General features: G+C 68.9%; 14 protein-coding genes. 7 read left to right on the forward strand and 7 right to left on the reverse strand.

The window, feature by feature from the left end; genetic code table 11:
- Positions 1-109: 109 nt before the first annotated feature.
- Positions 110-1,015: a dienelactone hydrolase family protein gene (locus ACREEF_RS00005; protein ID WP_431563566.1), complete on the reverse strand. Its 906-nt coding sequence runs from the start codon at positions 1,013-1,015 to the stop codon at positions 110-112.
- Between the two features lie 65 nt (positions 1,016-1,080).
- Positions 1,081-1,698, reverse strand: coding sequence for an alpha-ketoglutarate-dependent dioxygenase AlkB (locus ACREEF_RS00010; protein WP_431563567.1), 618 nt, complete (start codon positions 1,696-1,698; stop codon positions 1,081-1,083).
- Positions 1,699-2,127: 429 nt separating this feature from the next.
- Here ACREEF_RS00010 and dnaK point away from each other — a divergent pair, with 429 nt between their 5' ends.
- The 4 genes from dnaK to ACREEF_RS00030 all read left to right on the forward strand — a co-directional run bounded on the left by dnaK (position 2,128) and on the right by ACREEF_RS00030 (position 7,110).
- Positions 2,128-4,038 carry a molecular chaperone DnaK gene (dnaK, locus tag ACREEF_RS00015; RefSeq protein ID WP_431563568.1) on the forward strand — a complete coding sequence of 637 codons (1,911 nt, stop codon included), beginning with the start codon at positions 2,128-2,130 and terminating at the stop codon, positions 4,036-4,038.
- Positions 4,039-4,223: 185 nt separating this feature from the next.
- Positions 4,224-5,432, forward strand: coding sequence for a molecular chaperone DnaJ (gene dnaJ / locus ACREEF_RS00020; protein ID WP_431563569.1), 1,209 nt, complete (start codon positions 4,224-4,226; stop codon positions 5,430-5,432).
- A complete protein-coding gene (gene dapB / locus ACREEF_RS00025; RefSeq protein WP_431563570.1) occupies positions 5,429-6,178 on the forward strand; it encodes a 4-hydroxy-tetrahydrodipicolinate reductase in 750 nt (249 codons plus the stop codon). The genes dnaJ and dapB overlap by 4 nt, the downstream gene beginning before the upstream one ends.
- A gap of 8 nt (positions 6,179-6,186) precedes the next feature.
- Entirely contained in the window at positions 6,187-7,110 is a 924-nt protein-coding gene (locus tag ACREEF_RS00030; protein WP_431563571.1) for a DMT family transporter, read from the forward strand.
- Between the two features lie 25 nt (positions 7,111-7,135).
- On the opposite strand, the gene ACREEF_RS00035 is transcribed toward ACREEF_RS00030, so the two are convergent.
- Genes ACREEF_RS00035 through coaBC form a run of 3 tightly spaced genes read right to left on the reverse strand, consistent with a single transcriptional unit; the run spans position 7,136 to position 9,267 of the window.
- Positions 7,136-7,537, reverse strand: coding sequence for a BLUF domain-containing protein (locus ACREEF_RS00035; RefSeq protein WP_431563572.1), 402 nt, complete (start codon positions 7,535-7,537; stop codon positions 7,136-7,138).
- A gap of 47 nt (positions 7,538-7,584) precedes the next feature.
- Complete coding sequence (gene dut, locus ACREEF_RS00040) at positions 7,585-8,034, reverse strand: dUTP diphosphatase (protein ID WP_431563573.1); 450 nt, start codon at positions 8,032-8,034, stop codon at positions 7,585-7,587.
- A gap of 9 nt (positions 8,035-8,043) precedes the next feature.
- The gene (gene coaBC / locus ACREEF_RS00045; RefSeq protein WP_431563574.1) at positions 8,044-9,267 is read right to left on the reverse strand and encodes a bifunctional phosphopantothenoylcysteine decarboxylase/phosphopantothenate--cysteine ligase CoaBC; all 1,224 of its coding nucleotides are present in this window, start codon (positions 9,265-9,267) and stop codon (positions 8,044-8,046) included.
- Positions 9,268-9,403: 136 nt separating this feature from the next.
- Between coaBC and ACREEF_RS00050 the strand changes: the two genes are divergently transcribed.
- Complete coding sequence (locus ACREEF_RS00050; RefSeq protein ID WP_431563575.1) at positions 9,404-9,904, forward strand: S-type pyocin family protein; 501 nt, start codon at positions 9,404-9,406, stop codon at positions 9,902-9,904.
- On the opposite strand, the gene ACREEF_RS00055 is transcribed toward ACREEF_RS00050, so the two are convergent.
- Positions 9,905-10,768, reverse strand: a complete 864-nt coding sequence (locus tag ACREEF_RS00055; protein ID WP_431563576.1) for a glutamate racemase — start codon at positions 10,766-10,768, stop codon at positions 9,905-9,907. It lies immediately after the preceding gene.
- A 123-nt stretch (positions 10,769-10,891) separates the two neighbouring features.
- On the opposite strand from ACREEF_RS00055, the gene ACREEF_RS00060 reads away from it, so the two are divergent.
- Together ACREEF_RS00060 and corA are read left to right on the forward strand one after the other, a co-directional pair.
- Positions 10,892-13,075, forward strand: a complete 2,184-nt coding sequence (locus tag ACREEF_RS00060; protein WP_431563577.1) for a M3 family metallopeptidase — start codon at positions 10,892-10,894, stop codon at positions 13,073-13,075.
- A gap of 184 nt (positions 13,076-13,259) precedes the next feature.
- Positions 13,260-14,225, forward strand: coding sequence for a magnesium/cobalt transporter CorA (gene corA / locus ACREEF_RS00065; RefSeq protein ID WP_431563578.1), 966 nt, complete (start codon positions 13,260-13,262; stop codon positions 14,223-14,225).
- Here corA and ppc read toward each other — a convergent pair whose 3' ends face one another.
- A complete protein-coding gene (ppc, locus tag ACREEF_RS00070) occupies positions 14,226-16,922 on the reverse strand; it encodes a phosphoenolpyruvate carboxylase (RefSeq protein ID WP_431563579.1) in 2,697 nt (898 codons plus the stop codon).
- Between the last annotated feature and the right edge of the window lie 139 nt (positions 16,923-17,061).

Raw genomic sequence — 17,061 nt, forward strand, 5'->3', positions numbered from 1 at the left:
AACTATTCCCGCTCACCCCGGCGGACGCCGGGGTCCAGTCCTTTGGCTGCGGCCTGCGCGTGGGGCTCTCACTGGGTCCCGGCGTCCGCCGGGATGAGCGGGTTTTAGGTCAGTGTTTCAAGCGGGCCTCGAAAAACGCCAGCAACCGCCGCCAGCCGTCCTTCGCATCCGCCTCGCGGTAGCTGGCGCGGTAGTCGGCGTGAAAGCCGTGCGGGGCGTCGGGATAGACAATGATCTCGCTGTCGGTCTTGCCAGCCGCAGTGAGCGCCGCGCGCATGGCCTCGACGCTGGCGACCGGGATGCCGCCGTCCTGACCGCCGTAGAGGCCCAGCACCGGGGCCTTGAGGTCGGCGGCCAGATCGACGGGCCACGGGCGGCCCGCTGCCTTCTGTTCGTCCGTAGCCGTGGCCGACGGGGCGAGGCGTCCATACCAGGCGACTCCGGCGTCCAGGGCGGGGAAGCGGGCGCAGGCCTGCCACACCACCTTGCCGCCCCAGCAGTAGCCGGTGATGCCGACCCGGTCCGACCGGGCCCAGGACTGAAGACCGATCCATTCCAGCGTGGCGCCGACGTCGCCCATGACCTGTTGGTGTCCGGCGGCGGCGACGATCTGCTGGATCCGCGTCATGTCGCTGAGCGGGGCGGGGTCCTCGACGCGGACGAAGAAGGCGGGGGCGACGGCGGCGTAGCCGGCCTTGGCCAGGCGGCGGCAGACGTCGCGGATGTACTCGTGCACGCCGAAGATCTCGGACACGACGATGACGACGGGGAAGGGGCCGTCGCCCTCGGGCCGGGCCAGATAGGCGGGCAGTTCGAAGCCGTCGGGCGCGGGGAAGGAGACGGTCGACGTGACCAGACCGGCGCTGTCGGTGGTGAGCGGTTGGGCCGACTGGCTGAGGGCGGCGGGGGCGTAGGTGGCGAAGGCGACGCCGCCGAGGGCCGCGACCCCCAGGCTGCGGCGGCTGGGGGCGATCTGGTCGGCGCTCAGGCCCTCGGGCCGGGTGATCAGGGACATCAAGGGTCTCCGGCTGGTTGAAGGCGCGACTGTGGCCCGGCTTTCGCGGTTTCGTCGAGTCCCGTTCAGCGGGCGCGGCGCAGCGTCAGATTGATCCGCCCGCCGCCGGGGACCAGCTGCGACGAGCCCGTCAGCAGCCGGTCGATCCCGTGCCGCGCCAGTCGGGCGGGGCCGGTCAGGGCGCAGACGTCGCCGGAGGCCAGCTTCAGGCTGTGGGTCCGACCGCCCTCGGCCGGGCCGATGCGGAAGATGGCCGTATCGCCCAGCGACACCGACAGGACGGGGGCGGTCAGGTCGGCCTCGTCGCGATCCTGATGCAGGCCCATTTTCGCCTCGCCGCGATAGAGGTTGACCAGACAGGCGTCGGGCGGGGCGGGCCAGCCGGTCAGGACATCCCACAGGTCGCGCAGGGTCTGCGGCATCGGCGGCCAGGGCTGTTCGGTGAGCGGATGGGTCGGCTGATAGCGATAGCCCGCCCGGTCCGAGACCCAGGCCAGAGGCCCCATCCCGGTCATCTCGACCAAAAAGGGCCGCCCGCCGGGCGTCACCGGGCGATAAAAGGGCGCCGCCTCGGCCGCCTCCAGCACCTCGGCCAGCAGAGCCTTCTGCGCGGCGGCGTCCAGCGCGCCCGGCCACAGGCGAAAGCCGGGCAGGCCGGTCGGAGTTTCGCGGGGTGAGGACATGTTCCCTCATCTAAGACCCTTCTCCCGATGGGAGAAGGTGGCCCGCAGGGCCGGATGAGGGTCGTCGGCGTCCCTCGGCGTGAGCCGTCGCAGGGACCGTCGCCACGGCTTTCGCCGACTGAGGCCGCCGCCCCTCACCCTCCCGCCGCCAGCGGCGGGCCCCTCCCTCTCCCATCGGGAGAGGGTTCATGGCGGGAAACGCCACCGAATCCGTCCCGAACCGCACGAAACCCTTGCAGGCCCTGCGGTCTTTCCCATATCCGGGCCAGTCTGGAAGAAGCCCCGAAGTTCCTGGGGCTTTCGACCGAAACCATTCAACCTGCCCGACCGGACGACCGGAACGGCTTTCAGCCCAACTGGGGGCGGTCACGCGCGGCGCTTTTCGAAGGCCGCCGCATCGCCCGCCGCAAGGAGTGAAAAGACAAGCTCATGGCCAAGATTATCGGCATCGACCTCGGCACGACCAACTCGTGCGTCGCCGTCATGGACGGCAAGAACCCCAAGGTCATCGAAAACGCCGAAGGCAACCGCACGACCCCGTCGGTCGTGGCGATCCAGGACAGCGGCGAAGTGCTCGTCGGCCAGCCTGCGCGTCGCCAGGCGGTGACCAACCCGACCAACACCTTCTTCGCCATCAAGCGCCTGATCGGCCGCAATTTCGATGACCCGGTGGTGGCCAAGGACAAGGGCATGGTGCCCTACGAGATCGTCAAGGGCCCGACGGGCGACGCCTGGGTGCGCGCCCACGGCAAGGACTATTCGCCGCAACAGGTCTCGGCCTTCACCCTCGGCAAGATGAAGGAGGCCGCGGAGGCCTACCTCGGCGAGACCGTGACCCAGGCCGTCATCACCGTTCCGGCCTACTTCAACGACGCCCAGCGTCAGGCGACCAAGGACGCCGGCAAGATCGCCGGCCTGGAAGTCCTGCGCATCATCAACGAGCCGACCGCGGCCGCCCTGGCCTATGGCCTGGAGAAGAACGAAGGCCAGAAGATCGCCGTCTATGACCTGGGCGGCGGCACCTTCGACGTCTCGATCCTGGAGATCGGCGACGGCGTCTTCGAGGTGAAGTCGACCAACGGCGACACCTTCCTGGGCGGCGAGGACTTCGACCTGCGTCTGGTTGACTACCTGGCCGACGAGTTCAAGAAGGAGCAGGGCGTCGATCTGCGGACCGACAAGTTGGCCCTGCAGCGCCTGAAGGAAGAGGCCGAGAAGGCCAAGAAGGAGCTGTCCTCGACGTCGCAGTACGAGGTCAACCTGCCGTTCATCACCATGAACGCCTCGGGCCCGCTGCACCTGAACATCAAGCTGTCGCGCGCCAAGCTGGAAGCCCTGGTCGACGACCTGATCCAGCGCACGATCGACCCCTGCGCCAAGGCGCTGAAGGACGCGGGCCTCAAGGCCTCGGACATCGACGAAGTCGTTCTGGTCGGCGGCATGACGCGCATGCCCAAGGTCGTCGAAGCCGTGAAGGCCTTCTTCGGCAAGGAGCCGCACAAGGGCGTGAACCCTGACGAAGTCGTGGCCCTGGGCGCCGCCGTTCAGGCCGGCGTTCTGCAAGGCGACGTCAAGGACGTGCTGCTGCTGGACGTGACCCCGCTGACCCTGGGCATCGAAACCCTGGGCGGCGTCTTCACCCCGCTGATCGAACGCAACACCACCATCCCGACCAAGAAGAGCCAGGTCTTCTCGACCGCCGACGATAACCAGTCGGCCGTGACGATCCGGGTCTTCCAGGGCGAGCGTCCGATGGCGTCGGACAACAAGGTCCTGGGTCAGTTCGACCTGATGGGCATCCCGCCGGCGCCGCGCGGCATGCCGCAGATCGAGGTCGCCTTCGACATCGACGCCAACGGCATCGTGCACGTGACCGCCAAGGACAAGGCGACCAACAAGGAACAGTCGATCCGCATCCAGGCCAACGGCGGCCTGTCGGACGCCGACATCGACAAGATGGTCAAGGAAGCCGAGGCCAACGCCGCCGCCGACAAGGTCCGCAAGGAACTGGTCGAGGCCGTCAACGGCGCCGACAGCCTGATCCACTCGACCGAGAAGGCCCTGGCCGAGCACGGCGACAAGATCGACGAGGCGACCAAGGCGACCATCCAGTCGGCCCTGGACGAGCTGAAGTCGGCCAAGGACGGCTCGGACCCCGAAGCCATCCGCGAGAAGACCAACACCCTGGCCCAGGCCTCGATGAAGCTGGGCGAGGCCATGTACGCCGCCCAGCAGGGCGCCGGTGAAGACGGCGCTTCGGAAGAAGCCCCCGCCGACGACGGCGTGGTCGACGCCGAGTTCGAGGAAGTCTCGGACGAAGACGACAAGAAGAACGCGTAACGAAACGCGATTGAAGACGACCGGCCCCGCTTGCCAGACGGCAGGCGGGGCCGTTTCATAAAACTTGCATCATTCGACCGGGCGCCCATGTCAGCAGGCATGGTCAATCGGTCATTCGCGAACGCACGATCTTCGGCTTAACGGGGACGGCGTACGCAGCGGGAAAGTAAGAGGACGAACGCCTGATGGCGCAGCGTGACTATTACGAGATTCTGGGGGTCGAGCGGACCATCGACGCTGCGGGCCTGAAGTCGGCCTATCGCAAGCTGGCCATGATCCACCACCCGGATCGCAACGGCGGCTCGGAGGAATCCCTCGCCCAGTTCAAGGAGATCTCCGAGGCCTATACGGTGCTGTCGGACGATCAGAAGCGTGCGGCCTATGACCGGTTCGGTCATGCGGGCGTGAACGGCGGCGCCGGCGGCGGCGACCCGTTCGGACGCGGCGGCGGGCAAGGTTTCCACGACATCAACGACATCTTCTCCCAGGTCTTCGGCGACGCATTCGGCGACGCCTTCGGCGGCCGGGGCGGGCGTCAGCAGCAGGGCGGACCGCGTCGCGGCTCGGACCTGCGCTATGACCTCGAGATCACCCTGGAGCAGGCCTACAAGGGCGCCGAGGTCGAGATCGCGGTGCCCACCACCATGACCTGCGAGGTCTGCGACGGCTCGGGTGCCAAGGCCGGAACCAAGCCGAGCATCTGCTCCACCTGCGGCGGCGCCGGGCGCGTGCGCCAGGCCAACGGCTTCTTCCAGGTCGAACGCACCTGCCCCCGTTGCGGCGGCTCGGGCGAGATGATTTCCGACCCCTGCAACGCCTGTCACGGCCACGGCCAGGTCCGCAAGAACCGCCAGCTCAGCCTGAAGATCCCGGCCGGCGTCGACGACGGCTCGCGCATCCGCCTGTCGGGCGAGGGCGAGGCCGGTCAGCGCGGCGGCCCGCGCGGCGACCTCTATGTCTTCCTGTCGGTGCACGACCACGAACTGTTCGAGCGCGACAACCTGGACCTGCTGGTCACGGTGCCGGTGCCGATGACGGTGGCGGCTCTCGGCGGCGTGGTCGACGCCCCCTGCCTGGTCTCCGAGGCCTGCGACGGCAAGTGCAAGGCCACGGTCGAGGTGCCGGCCGGCGCCCAGACCGGCAAGACCATCCGCATCAAGGGCAAGGGCATGCCCCACCTGAACGGCCGCCAGCGCGGCGACCTGGTGGTCGAGCTGTTCGTCGAGACCCCCGCCGACCTGACCCCGCGTCAGAAGGAGCTGATGCAGGAACTGGCCGCCTCGTTCGGAGAGAGCCAGAACCCGCGCAACACCACCTTCGCCGGCAAGGCCAAGCGCTTCTGGGCCGACATCCTGGGCGGCGACGCCGAGAACTCGAAAGAAACAGCCGCGTGAGCGACATCTTCCACGCCGGCATCTCCGGCGCCCGGGGCCGCATGGGCCGCGCCGTTTCGCAAGTCCTGGACGCCCGCGAGGACGTGGTGGTCGCCGCCCGCTTCGACCGGGGCGAGACGCCCGGCCTGAACCTGTGCGACGTCATCATCGACTTTTCGACGCCCGAGGCTTCGGTCGATCTGGCGAGGGCCTGCGCCGAACGCGGCGGTCCGGCACTGGTCATCGGCTCCACCGGCCTGTCGCCGGAACAGGACGCCCTGATCGAGGCGGCGGCGGAGAAGATCGCCATCGTCCGCAGCGGCAACTTCTCGCTGGGCCTCAACATCCTGATCGGTCTGGTCGAGCACGCGGCGCAACGCCTGGACGGCCGTGACTGGGACATCGAGGTGCTGGAGACCCATCACCGACGCAAGGTGGACGCCCCCTCGGGCACCGCCTTGATGCTGGGCGAGGCCGCCGCCAACGGCCGGGGCCGCGATCTGGAAGACCTGAAGACCGCCCCCTATGACGGCATCACCGGGCCGCGCGAGCCGGGCAAGATCGGCTTTGCGTCCCTGCGCGCCGGCGGCGTCATCGGCGAGCATACGGTCCTGTTCGGGTCGGAAGACGAGCTGCTGACCCTGTCGCACTCGGCCATCGATCGGTCGCTGTTCGCCAAGGGCGCCGTGGCCGCCGCCGCCTGGGTGCGTAACCGCCGCCCCGGCCTCTACGACATGCAGGACGTGCTCGGCTTCCGTCAGGCCTGAGGCGGCGGATGAGCCGCCAAGGGGTCAGACAGGGAAGCAGCTACGGCATGATGCTGCGGGCGGCCGCCGCCCTCTGCTTCTCCCTGATGTACGCCCTGATGAAGTGGGCGGCGACGATGGAACCCGTCTCGGCGGGCGAGATGGTCTTCTACCGCTCGATCTTCGGCCTGCCGGTGGTTCTGTTCTGGATTCTGAACAGCGGCGGGGGACTGGCCGCGATCTCGACCCGCCGGCCCATGGTTCATGTCTGGCGCTGCGCCCTGGGGGTGAGCGGCATTCTGCTCATCTTTCAGGGTCTGAGGCTGCTGCCCCTGGCCGACGCCACGACCATCGGCTTCACCGCCCCCATCTTCGCCACCCTGCTGTCCATCCTTGTCCTGAAGGAGAAAGTCGGACGCCATCGCTGGACGGCGGTCATCCTGGGCTTCGTGGGGGTTCTGGTCCTGGTGCGGCCCGGCGCCGAGGGCGCGCCGCCCCTAGGCGGGCTGCTGTTCGCGCTGGGCGGGGCCTTCGTGGCGGCCTCGGTGACTGTCACCCTGCGCCAGCTGGGCAAGACGGAGAAGGCGACCGCCATCGTCTTCTGGTTCTTCATCGCCTGCGCCTTGGTGGGTGGGGGGCTGGCCCTGATCGACGGCCACAGCCATAGCTGGCTGGTGCTGGCCGTGCTGGCGGCAGGCGGACTGGCGGGCGGGCTGGCCCAACTGCTGATGACAACCTCGCTGCAACACGCCCCGGTCTCGCTCCTGGCGCCGCTGGACTATCTGCAGATGGTCGGGGCCGTGGTTCTGGGCTGGCTGCTGCTGAACGACGCGCCGACCGGGGCGACCTTGATCGGGGCCGCCTTGATCGCCGGCAGCGGTCTCTACACCGCCTGGCGCGAGCGGGTGCTCCACCGCGAGATCACCTCGCCGTCGCCCAGTTCGACGGTCTGAGGCGTGGCCGCAGGTTGAGTCGGGCCTAGGCCGTGAATGCGGCGCTCATCGCCTGCCTCCACGACTCCAGGCGGGGTGAGCGCTCTGCGATCAGACGATCCAGGTCGCGGGCCGCGCGCTGGTCCGGCCGAGAGGCCGTCATGCCCCAGATCGGGAAGGCGCGTCGCGTGATCTGTTCGCGCGCCAGGACGACGATATCCTCATGTCGCTCATCGAAATGCAGGTGCAACATAAGGATATCCAGCTCGGTCGGGGTGCCTTCCAGCAACTGGACAAAGGCGCCGCCCCTGAGGGTCAGGGCGCCGGTAATGCCGACGCGGGCGTTTCGGAAAGTTGAGACGTGGACGATGTCGGCGATCTGCTCGTCGGCTTGCTCTTGATTCAGCCGGGCGCGGCTGCAGTAGACGAGTTGGTCCAGCGTATTCATACTGCTACGCTAGGTTGAACTGTGGCGTTTCGTAAAGTGCCGTTTTGTCAGCGCCCCGTCGAGCCGAAGCCGCCGGCGCCGCGCGCGGTCTCGTCCAGAGCCTCGACCTCGGCCATGACGGCCTGGGCGTAGGGGGCAATGACCATCTGGGCGATGCGTTCGCCGCGCTGGATCTCGAAGGCGAGCTGGCCGTGGTTGATCAGGATGACCCCGACCTCGCCGCGATAGTCGCTGTCGATGGTGCCGGGCGAGTTCAGGCAGGTGACGCCGTGCTTCAGCGCCAGACCCGAACGGGGGCGGACCTGGGCCTCATAGCCGGGCTCCAGCGCGATCTTAAGGCCGGTCGGGATCAGCTTGCGCTCGCCGGGGTGCAGCACGACCGGCTCGAACGCGGGCAGGGCGGCGCGCAGGTCCATGCCCGCCGATCCCGTCGTCTCATAGGCGGGCAGGGCCAGGCCCTCGGCGTGGGGCAGGCGTTCGACGCGGACGGTGGTCATGGACTTCTCTCAGGCCTTGAAGTGATCGGCGATGCGGCGGGCGAGCTTGCGCGCCACCTCGGTCTTGGACTGGCGCGGCCAGGGCTCGGCGCCGCCCTGGGTAAACAGGGTCACGGTGTTGCCGTCGGCGCCGAAGACGTCGTCGGAGACGTCGTTGCCGACGATCCAGTCGCAACCCTTCTTCGACAGCTTGGCGCGGGCGTTGGCCTCCAGATCGCTGGTTTCGGCGGCGAAGCCGACCACCAGTTTCGGCCGCTTCGGACCGGGGGCGGAGACGCCGGCCAGGATGTCGGGGTTCTCGATCAGGGCCAGGGACGGCGGGCCGCCCGGCTTCTTCTTGATCTTGCCCGAGGCGATCCCGTCCACGCGCCAGTCGGCGACGGCGGCGCTCATCACCGCGATGTCTGCGGGCAGACGGGCCTCGACGGCGGCCTTCATCTCGGTGGCGGCCTCGACCCAGACACGGGTCACGCCGACGGGGGCGTCCAGGGCCACCGGGCCGGAGATCAGCGTCACCTCGGCACCCAGTTCGGCCAGGGCGGCGGCCACGGCGTAGCCCTGCTTGCCGCTGGAGCGGTTGGTCAGGCCGCGCACCGGGTCGAGGGGCTCGAACGTCGGTCCGGCGGTGACGACGGCGGTCTTGCCGGTCAGGGGGCGGCCGTCGGGGCCGGCCAGCAGGCGGGCGATCTCGTCGAGGATGACGGGGGGCTCGGCCATGCGGCCGGGGCCGAACTCGCCGCAGGCCATCTCGCCGTCGTCGGGGCCGACCACGGCGACGCCGTGGAAGCCGTCGAAGTCTTTCAGCCGCTCGACATTGGCCCTCACCGCCGGGTGCAGCCACATCCGCACGTTCATCGCCGGGGCCAGCAGCACCTTCTTGTCGGTGGCCAGCAGCGTGGTCGAGGCCAGGTCGTCGGCCATTCCGTTGGCCGCCTTGGCGATCAGGCCTGCCGTCGCCGGCGCCACCACCACCAGATCGGCCCAGCGCGACAGCTCGATATGGCCCATGGCCGTCTCGTCCTCGGGCATGAACAGGTCCTGCCGCACCGGACGGCCGGTCAGGGCCGCCAGCGACATGGGAGTGACGAACTCGGCTCCGGCCCGGGTCAGCACCGTCATCACCTCGACCCCGGCCTTCCTCAGCAGACGGATCAGCTCCAGCGCCTTGTAGGCGGCGATGCCGCCGCCGACGATCAGCAGGACCTTGCGGCCGGAAAGCGAGGATGCGGTCATGAAGGAATCTCTAGCGGCGCCGCATGACGGCGTCGAGACAAAGCCGTGTTTGACCAAGCGACGACTACGGAACATTGCCAGAACAAATAGTTTATGCCTAACTGCGTTCGGCGGGTTTTTCAGGGAGGGACGACCCATGCGGATTCAGATGGCGACGGCGGCGCTCGCGGCGCTGGTTCTGGGGGCTTGCGACAGTGGCGGCTCGGCGGTGCAGACGCGCGAACGGGCGGCGGCCGAGCCGGTCGCCCTGATCTCGGCGGCGGTGTCCGAGAGCGAGACGGTCGAGGCGGCGCCCGAGGTCAAGCCGCCGGTCACGGCCAATCGCCGCGAGACCGCCGACGCCAAGGTCCAGCGCCTGTACGAGCGCAACGGCGCGGCCTTCGGGGCGAAGTCGGCGGACGAATACCTGCAAAAGGTGCGGGCCTTCACCGAGGCGGCGCCGCGCGGGACCGAGACGGTCAAGCGGCCGAACGGCGACACCCTTTATTATCAGGCTTCGACCAATACCTTCGCCGTGGTGGACCGGACGGGCACGCCGCGCACCATGTTCAAGCCCGACGACGGCCCGGCCTATTGGGCGCAGCAGAAGGAACGGGCGCCGACCTTCGGCCAGCGCCGCGCCCGTTCAGCCGAATAGTCAGGCTGCGGTAAAGGTCAGGGGCGCGCCCCAGAAGCGGGCGATCAGGTCCGACTGCGGGCCGGGCGCGCCGGTGGTCAGGAAGTCGCGGCGGCCGGACGAGCCCAGGTCGTATTCCGGATGGCGCTCGAAATAGCGTTCCAGCGAGTCGGCCACGGCGGTCGGCTGGCTGATGACCTGGACCCCGGCGGGCAGGGCGTCGGCGAACAGATCGGCGACGATCTCATAGTGGGTGCAACCCAGGATGGCCTTGTCCGGGTGGCGGCCGATGCGGCGGCGCAGGGCGTCGACGTGGTCGTCGACCACCACCTTCAGCTCCTCGGTCGGAGCGCCCAGTTCGATCAGGCCGGCCAGGCCGGGGCAGGGTTCGGTGAAGACGGCCAGGTCCTCGCGGCGCTTGTCGATCTCGATTTCATAGACCCGGCTCATGGCCGTGGCGGCGGTGCAGAAGACGCCGGTGATGTCGATCGCCTGCTTCTTCTCGCCTTCCAGCCGCCCGTTGCGTTCGGCCTCATAGGACCAGGGCAGGCCGGTGGCGGCCTCGATGGTCGGGACGATGATGCCCAGGACGTTGACCGGCCGGCCCAGCTTTTCGCGCATCCCCGGAATCCAGGTCTGCTGCAGGCGGCGCAGGGCGATGGCCGAGGCCGTGTTGCAGGCCAGAACGACCACCGAGGCCCCGGCCTCGAACAAACGCTCGCAGCCCGCGCGGGTCAGGTCGACGATCTCTTCGCCGCCGCGCCCGCCATAGGGGGCGTGGGCCTGGTCGCCCAGATAGATGAAGTCCCGCGTCGGAAAGCGGGTCACAAGTTCGCGGTGGACCGTCAGTCCGCCCACGCCGGAGTCGAAAACGCCTATCGCCATGACGCGGGCTTTAGACCGCCGGGGTTCCGTCGTCCAATGGTTAGGATTACATCGGCTTCATGTGACGACCCGGCCAAGCGCGCCTAGGGTCGCGCGACACTGCTCAAAGGTTGGGAGAACCGGATGCACAGACGCCATCTTCTCATCGGGGGCGCGAGCCTCTTCGCCCTGACGGGCTGCGCCTCCGTCGGCGCCATGGAGAACGCAATGACCGGATCGGCCACGGCCCTCTCGACCGCCGACGAAGCCCGCATCGGCCGCGCCGTCCTGCCGGCCGCGACGCCGCGCGCCGAACTGCTGCAGCCCTGGACCGGCCCCTATGAGGGCGTGCCCCCGTGGGACAAGGTGACGGCGCCCAAGATGCGCGAAGCCGTGCTGGAAGGCATCGAGCTGCAACGCGCCGACGTGGCCGCGATCGCGAACAACCCGGAGGCCCCGACCTTCGCCAACACCCTGGTGGCGATGGAGCTGGTCGGCGAGCCGCTGGACCGCGCCATCAACGTCTTCAGCGTCATGACCTCGAACATCGGCGGCGAGCAGTGGGACGTGCTGGAGACCGAGCTGTCGCCGATCCTGTCGGCCGCCTCGGATGAGATCACCTTTAACGAGAAGCTGTTCCAGCGCATCAAGGCCGTGGCCGACGGCGCCGACGCCGCGGGCCTCAACGCCCAGCAGAAGCGTCTGGCCGAGCGCAGCCGCGACGCCTTCGTGCGCAACGGCGCCGCCCTGGACGCCGCCGGAAAGGCCGAGCTGGGCCGCATCAACACCGCCCTGTCGAACGCCTTCACCGGCTTCGGCCAGAAGGTGGTGGCCGATGAGAACACCTGGACCGTCATCGCCAACGAAGCCGGCCTGAAGGGTCTGCCCGCCTCGAACAAGGCCGCCGCCGCCGCCGCCGCCCGTTCGCGCAACGTCCAGGGCTGGGCCATCGTCAACACCCGCTCCAGCGTCGATCCCTTCCTGACCTTCGCCGACGACCGCGCCCTGCGCGAGCAGGTGTGGAAGAAGTTCGTCAAGCGCGGCGACAACGGCGACGCCAACGACACCAAGTCCACCATCGCCCAGATCGTCGCCCTGCGTCAGCAGCGCGCCAGGCTGCTGGGCTTCGGCAACCACGCCGAATGGCGGATGCAGGACACCATGGCCAAGACCCCGGCCGCGGCGATGGAGCTGATGCAGCGCGTCTGGGCCCCGGCCAAGGCCCGCGTCGCCGAAGAGGTCGCCGACATGAAGGCGATCGCCGGCTTCGACATCGAGCCCTGGGACTACCTCTACTTCGCCGAGAAGGTCCGCAAGGCCAAGTACGACCTCGATCAGAACGAGCTGAAGCCCTACTTCGAACTGCACGCGGTGCGCGCGGCCTCCTTCTACATGGCAGAGCGCCTGTACGGCTTCGTCTTCAAGCCTCTGCCCAAGGGTTCGGTCTCGACCTTCGAGCCCGACGTGACCACCTATGAGGTCACCGACAAGGCCACCGGCAAGCTGATCGGCCTCTATTACGCCGACGACTTCGCCCGTCCGGGCAAGCGTTCGGGCGCCTGGATGACCACCTATCGGTCCTTCTCGACCCTGACCGGCGCCAAGCCGATCCTGGCCTCGAACAACAACAACTTCGTCAAGGCCGAGGCCGGTCAACCCCTGCTGATCTCGCTGGACGACGCCGAGACCCTGTTCCACGAGTTCGGCCACGCCCTGCACTACTTCTCGTCGGTGGTGACCTATCCGTCGTTCGGCAATACGCCGCGCGACTTCGTGGAATATCCGTCGCAGGTGCACGAGCACTGGGTGCTGAGCCGCCCCATCCTCGACGGCTACATGAAGCACGTCGAGACCAAGCAGCCGATGCCGCAGGCGCTGGTGGACAAGGTCGAGGCCTCCTCGACCTTCAACCAGGGCTACGCCACGGTCAGCTATCTGTCGTCGGCCCTGGTCGACATGGACCTGCACACCCAGGCGACGCCGCCGACCGACATCGCGGCCTTCGAGAAGGCCTCGCTGGACCGTCTGGGCATGCCCAAGGAGATGGTGATGCGGCACCGCCTGCCGCAGTTCAACCACCTCTTCACCTCGGACGCCTATTCGGCCGGCTACTACTCCTACCTGTGGTCGGAAGTGATGGACGCCGACACCTGGGCCTACTTCGAGGAGTCGGGCGACGTCTTCAACCCGGACATCGGCGGCCGCTTCAAGTCGATCATCCTGGCGCCCGGCAACACCACGGATCGCGGCGAGGCCTATCGCCAGTTCCGCGGCCGCAACCCCGACGTGGCGGCCCTGCTGAAGGTGCGCGGCTTCCCTGTTTCCTAAGGGGCCTACCGCCCTTCGGGCTACTTGAGGCCCGATAGGCGCTGAAATTGGAAGGGCCCGGCAGAGCGATCCGCCGGGCCCTTTTCTATTCCGGCTGAGGTGGCGTAAGCCTTGGCTGTGTCGCGGGCCGCGTCGGGTCGAGAAGGCGGAGCCTTCTGACCGCGGCCCAGAAAGGGGTCTCTGCATGAGCGTTGTCGCCTCCTACGTCTACAAGGACGGTCAGCGCGTTCGCGAGGCGCCGCTGACCGACGAGGGGCTGCGGCTCAAGCCGGGCGAGTATCTCTGGATCGGCCTCTATGAACCGACGGACGAGGAGTTCGAGGGGCTGGTGCGTCGTTTCCGTCTGCATCCGCTGGCGGTCGAGGATGCGCTGGCGGCGCACCAGATGCCCAAGATCGAGGTCTATGGCGGCGAGTTGTTCATCGTCGCCCGCACGGCCCAGAAATCCGACGACGCCATCCTGTACGGCGAGACCCACGTCTTCGTGGGCGCCCGCTACGTTATCACCATCCGCCACGGCTCGGCCCGCGCCCACACCCAGCTGCGCGCCCAGCTGGAGGCCTCGCCGCTGCAACTGAAGCACGGCGCCGACTTCATCCTGCACGGGGTGCTGGACTTCATCGTCGACGCCTATGTCCCCATCGTCGACGCCATCGAGGACAGCGTGCTGGAGATGGAGCAGCGGGCGCTGGACAGCTTCCTGTCGCGGGCGGACATCAAGCGCCTGTTCCGGCTGCGCCGCGAACTGCTGAAATTCAGCCGCATCCTTGGCCCGATGGAGGAGGTGGCGACCCGGCTGCAGTCGCTGGACCTGCCCTGCATCGACCGCGAGGTCCGCCCCTATTTCCGCGACGTGGCCGACCATGTGCGGCGCGTCGCCAGCCGGACGGCGGCGCTGCGCGATATCCTGTCGACGGTGTTTGAGGTCTCCAACCTGCTGGAGCAGCAGCGCCAGGGCGTCATCACCCGCAAGCTGGCCGCCTGGGCCGCCATCCTGGCCACCCCGACGGCGGTGGCGGGGATCTACGGCATGAATTTCGACCATATGCCGGAGCTGCGCTGGACCTATGGCTATCCGGCGGTGCTGGGGCTGATCGCCGTCATCTGCATCGGCCTCTACATCACCTTCAAGCGGACCCGGTGGTTGTGATCAGCCGCTGTTCCTGAGACCCGCCGCCACGCCGTTGATGGCCAGCAGGATGCCGTTGCGCACGCGGGGGTCGTCGTCGCCGGCGCGGCGGCGGCGGATCAGCTCGATCTGCACATGGTTCAGCGGCTCGACATAGGGCATGCGCTGGCGGATCAGCCGGTCCAGCTCGGGCTGGCCGCCCAGCAGGTCGTCGTGGCCGGTGATCGACAGGACGGCGTTGCGAGTCCGCTCCCATTCCTCGCGGATGGCGCCGTAGATGCGCTCGGCGAGCGCCGGGTCGGGGACCAGTCCGGCGTAGCGGCGGGCGATGGCCATGTCGGCCTTGGCCATCACCATCTCCATGTTCTGGACCACGGTGCGGAAGAAGGGCCAGGCGGCGGCCATGTCGCGCAGTTCGTCGGGGTTCTCGCCCTGAACCGCCGAGCCGAAGCCGAACCAGCCGGGCAGCATGACCCGCGACTGCGACCAGCTGAACACCCAGGGAATGGCGCGCAGGTCCTCGATGGCGGTCGAGGTCGAGCGCGAGGCCGGGCGCGAGCCGATCTTCAGGTCGGCGATCTCGGCGATGGGGGTGGCGGCGCGGAAGTAGTCGACGAAGCCGGGCGTCTCATAGACCAGGGCGCGATAGGCCTTCATCGAGGCCGCCGACAGGCGCGCGGCCGTGGCGCCGTGCTCGGCGCTGTAGCCGCCGTCGGTCTGCGGCCCCAGCGAGGCCAGCAGGGTCCCGCAGGTCAGGGCGTCGAGGTTCCTCTGCGCCACCTCCGGCTCGCCGTACTTGTTGGCGATGACCTCGCCCTGTTCGGTCACGCGGATGCGGCCCGCCACCGTTCCGGCCGGCTGGCCCAGAACGGCCGAGAAGGAGGAGCCGCCGCCGCGCCCGACCGCGCCGCCGCGGCCGTGGAACAGCTGCAGCCGTACGCCCGCCGCGCGGGTCACCTCCAGCAGGGCGCGCGAGGCCTCGTGCAGCTCCCAGCCCGAGGTCAGGTAGGAGCCGTCCTTGTTCGAATCCGAATAGCCGATCATCACCTCCTGCACCCCGCGCGCGGTTGCCACGGCGCGGGCCGAGGGCTCGGCCAGCACCCGCTCCAGCGTCGGTTGCGAGGCGCGCAGGTCTTCGATCGTCTCGAACAGGGGGGCGGCCTGGATCGGGCAGCCGGCGGGATCGGCGGGGTCGTAGAGGCCGACCTCCTTGAGCAGCAGATAGACCTCCAGCATGTCCGAGGCCGCGTCGGTCTTGGAGACGATGTGGGTGCGGATGGCCTGGGGGCCGAAGGCGGTCAGGGCCTGCGCCGCCGCCTGCAGGATGGCGCGCTCCTTCAGGGTCTCGGGCGCATAGTCCGCATACGGAGAAAACAGCGGGCGCGGTCCGGCCAGTTCGCGGGCCAGCAGGGTCAGCCGGGCCTCTTCGTCCAGGGCGCCGTAGTCCGGACAGACGCCCGCGACCTTCAGCAGGTCGGCGACGACCCGCTCGTGCACGTCGGAATTCTGGCGCAGGTCCAGCGTCGCCATGTGGAAGCCGAAGACGTCGGCCGCCGTGATCAGACGCGCCAGCCGGTCGTCAGCGAAGACGGCCCCGTGGGTACGGATCAGGCTGTCGTGCAGGACGGCCAGATCGGCGCGGAAGGCGTCGGGGCCTTCATAGGCGGGGGCCTCGAACTGGGCGGGCAGGGGGGCGGGACCGCCGGTCAGGGCCAGATGGGTGGCCGACAGCCGGGCGTAGATTTGGCTCAGCGCCCGGCGATAGGGCTCGTCCGCCCGCTGGATCGAGGCGTCGCCGGAGCTTCCGACCAGGGCCGCCAGCTCGGGGGTGACGGCGGTCAGGTCGGCAGAGAGGCTCAGCTCCTCGCCCAGGGCGTTCACCTCCTCCAGATAGAAGCGCAGCACGGCGCGCGACTGGGTGCGGAAGGCGGCCGCCAGAACCCCGGCGTCGACATTGGGATTGCCGTCGCGGTCGCCGCCGACCCAGGTGCCGATGCGCAGGAAGGGCGGCAGGTCGGGCGCGTCCAGCAGGGTCCGCCATTCGGCCAGCTGGGCCGGGGCGACGTGCAGGAAGATGCGCTGCAGCCAGTCGGTAACGGTGTTGATCTCGTCCTGAACCACCAGGCCCGAGGCGCGGGTCAGGCGCGTGGCCCACAGGATGACGATCTGGCGGCGCAGGGCCGCCTTCAGCGCCGTGGGCGAACAGGCGATCCCGTCGCGGTCGCAGCCGTCCAGCAGGGCGCCGACGGCGGCGATGCGGTCGATGACGCTCTTGCGCCGCACCTCGGAGGGGTGGGCGGTCAGCACCGGCGAGATCAGGGCGTCCGACAGAAGGTCGCGCACCGCCGCCCGGTCGACGCCCGCCGCGTCCAGCCGCTTCAACGCGCCCTCGGGCGTGTCGGCGCGTTCGCCGGCCTCGGCCTGTTCGCGCGCCCGGCGCTTGCCCGCCCGGTCCTCGGCGACATTGGCCAGCAGGGAGAAGGCGGCGAAGCCGTGGGTCAGGCCGATGGCCTGGTCCAGCGACAGGTCCTTCAGCAGGGCTTCCAGTTGCGAAGCGTCATGCGAGGCCGGGTCGCGATGATAGGCCACCGAGGCCTGCCGCACCGCCTCGATCCGGTCGTAGAGTTCCTGCCCGCCCTCGTCGCGGATCACCTCGCCGAGCAGGGCGCCCAGCAGGCGGACCTCGTCGCGCAGTCGGTCGTCGGCGGCCTGGATCATCGCATCGTCCTTCAGCGGGGAGGCTGGGAACGGAACCGTATCAGCGGAATCCGAACCGCCTAGTCCCCACGGTCAACGTTGAAACCCTTTGTGTGGTTGTTGGACGCGCGCCGCAGAGTCGACATTTGCTCGCGGATGC

This window comes from Brevundimonas sp. (assembly GCF_050729455.1).
Lineage (GTDB): Bacteria > Pseudomonadota > Alphaproteobacteria > Caulobacterales > Caulobacteraceae > Brevundimonas.

Bases quoted from the DNA above. Each gene is read 5' to 3' on its own strand.
- ACREEF_RS00010 (WP_431563567.1), bottom strand. From the start codon at position 1,698: ATGTCCTCACCCCGCGAAACTCCGACCGGCCTGCCCGGCTTTCGCCTG.
- ACREEF_RS00005 (WP_431563566.1), bottom strand. From the start codon at position 1,015: ATGTCCCTGATCACCCGGCCCGAGGGCCTGAGCGCCGACCAGATCGCC.
- dut (WP_431563573.1), bottom strand. From the start codon at position 8,034: ATGACCACCGTCCGCGTCGAACGCCTGCCCCACGCCGAGGGCCTGGCC.
- ACREEF_RS00055 (WP_431563576.1), bottom strand. From the start codon at position 10,768: ATGGCGATAGGCGTTTTCGACTCCGGCGTGGGCGGACTGACGGTCCAC.
- corA (WP_431563578.1), top strand. From the start codon at position 13,260: ATGAGCGTTGTCGCCTCCTACGTCTACAAGGACGGTCAGCGCGTTCGC.
- coaBC (WP_431563574.1), bottom strand. From the start codon at position 9,267: ATGACCGCATCCTCGCTTTCCGGCCGCAAGGTCCTGCTGATCGTCGGC.
- ACREEF_RS00060 (WP_431563577.1), top strand. From the start codon at position 10,892: ATGCACAGACGCCATCTTCTCATCGGGGGCGCGAGCCTCTTCGCCCTG.
- ACREEF_RS00035 (WP_431563572.1), bottom strand. From the start codon at position 7,537: ATGAATACGCTGGACCAACTCGTCTACTGCAGCCGCGCCCGGCTGAAT.
- dnaK (WP_431563568.1), top strand. From the start codon at position 2,128: ATGGCCAAGATTATCGGCATCGACCTCGGCACGACCAACTCGTGCGTC.
- ppc (WP_431563579.1), bottom strand. From the start codon at position 16,922: ATGATCCAGGCCGCCGACGACCGACTGCGCGACGAGGTCCGCCTGCTG.
- ACREEF_RS00030 (WP_431563571.1), top strand. From the start codon at position 6,187: ATGAGCCGCCAAGGGGTCAGACAGGGAAGCAGCTACGGCATGATGCTG.
- dnaJ (WP_431563569.1), top strand. From the start codon at position 4,224: ATGGCGCAGCGTGACTATTACGAGATTCTGGGGGTCGAGCGGACCATC.
- ACREEF_RS00050 (WP_431563575.1), top strand. From the start codon at position 9,404: ATGCGGATTCAGATGGCGACGGCGGCGCTCGCGGCGCTGGTTCTGGGG.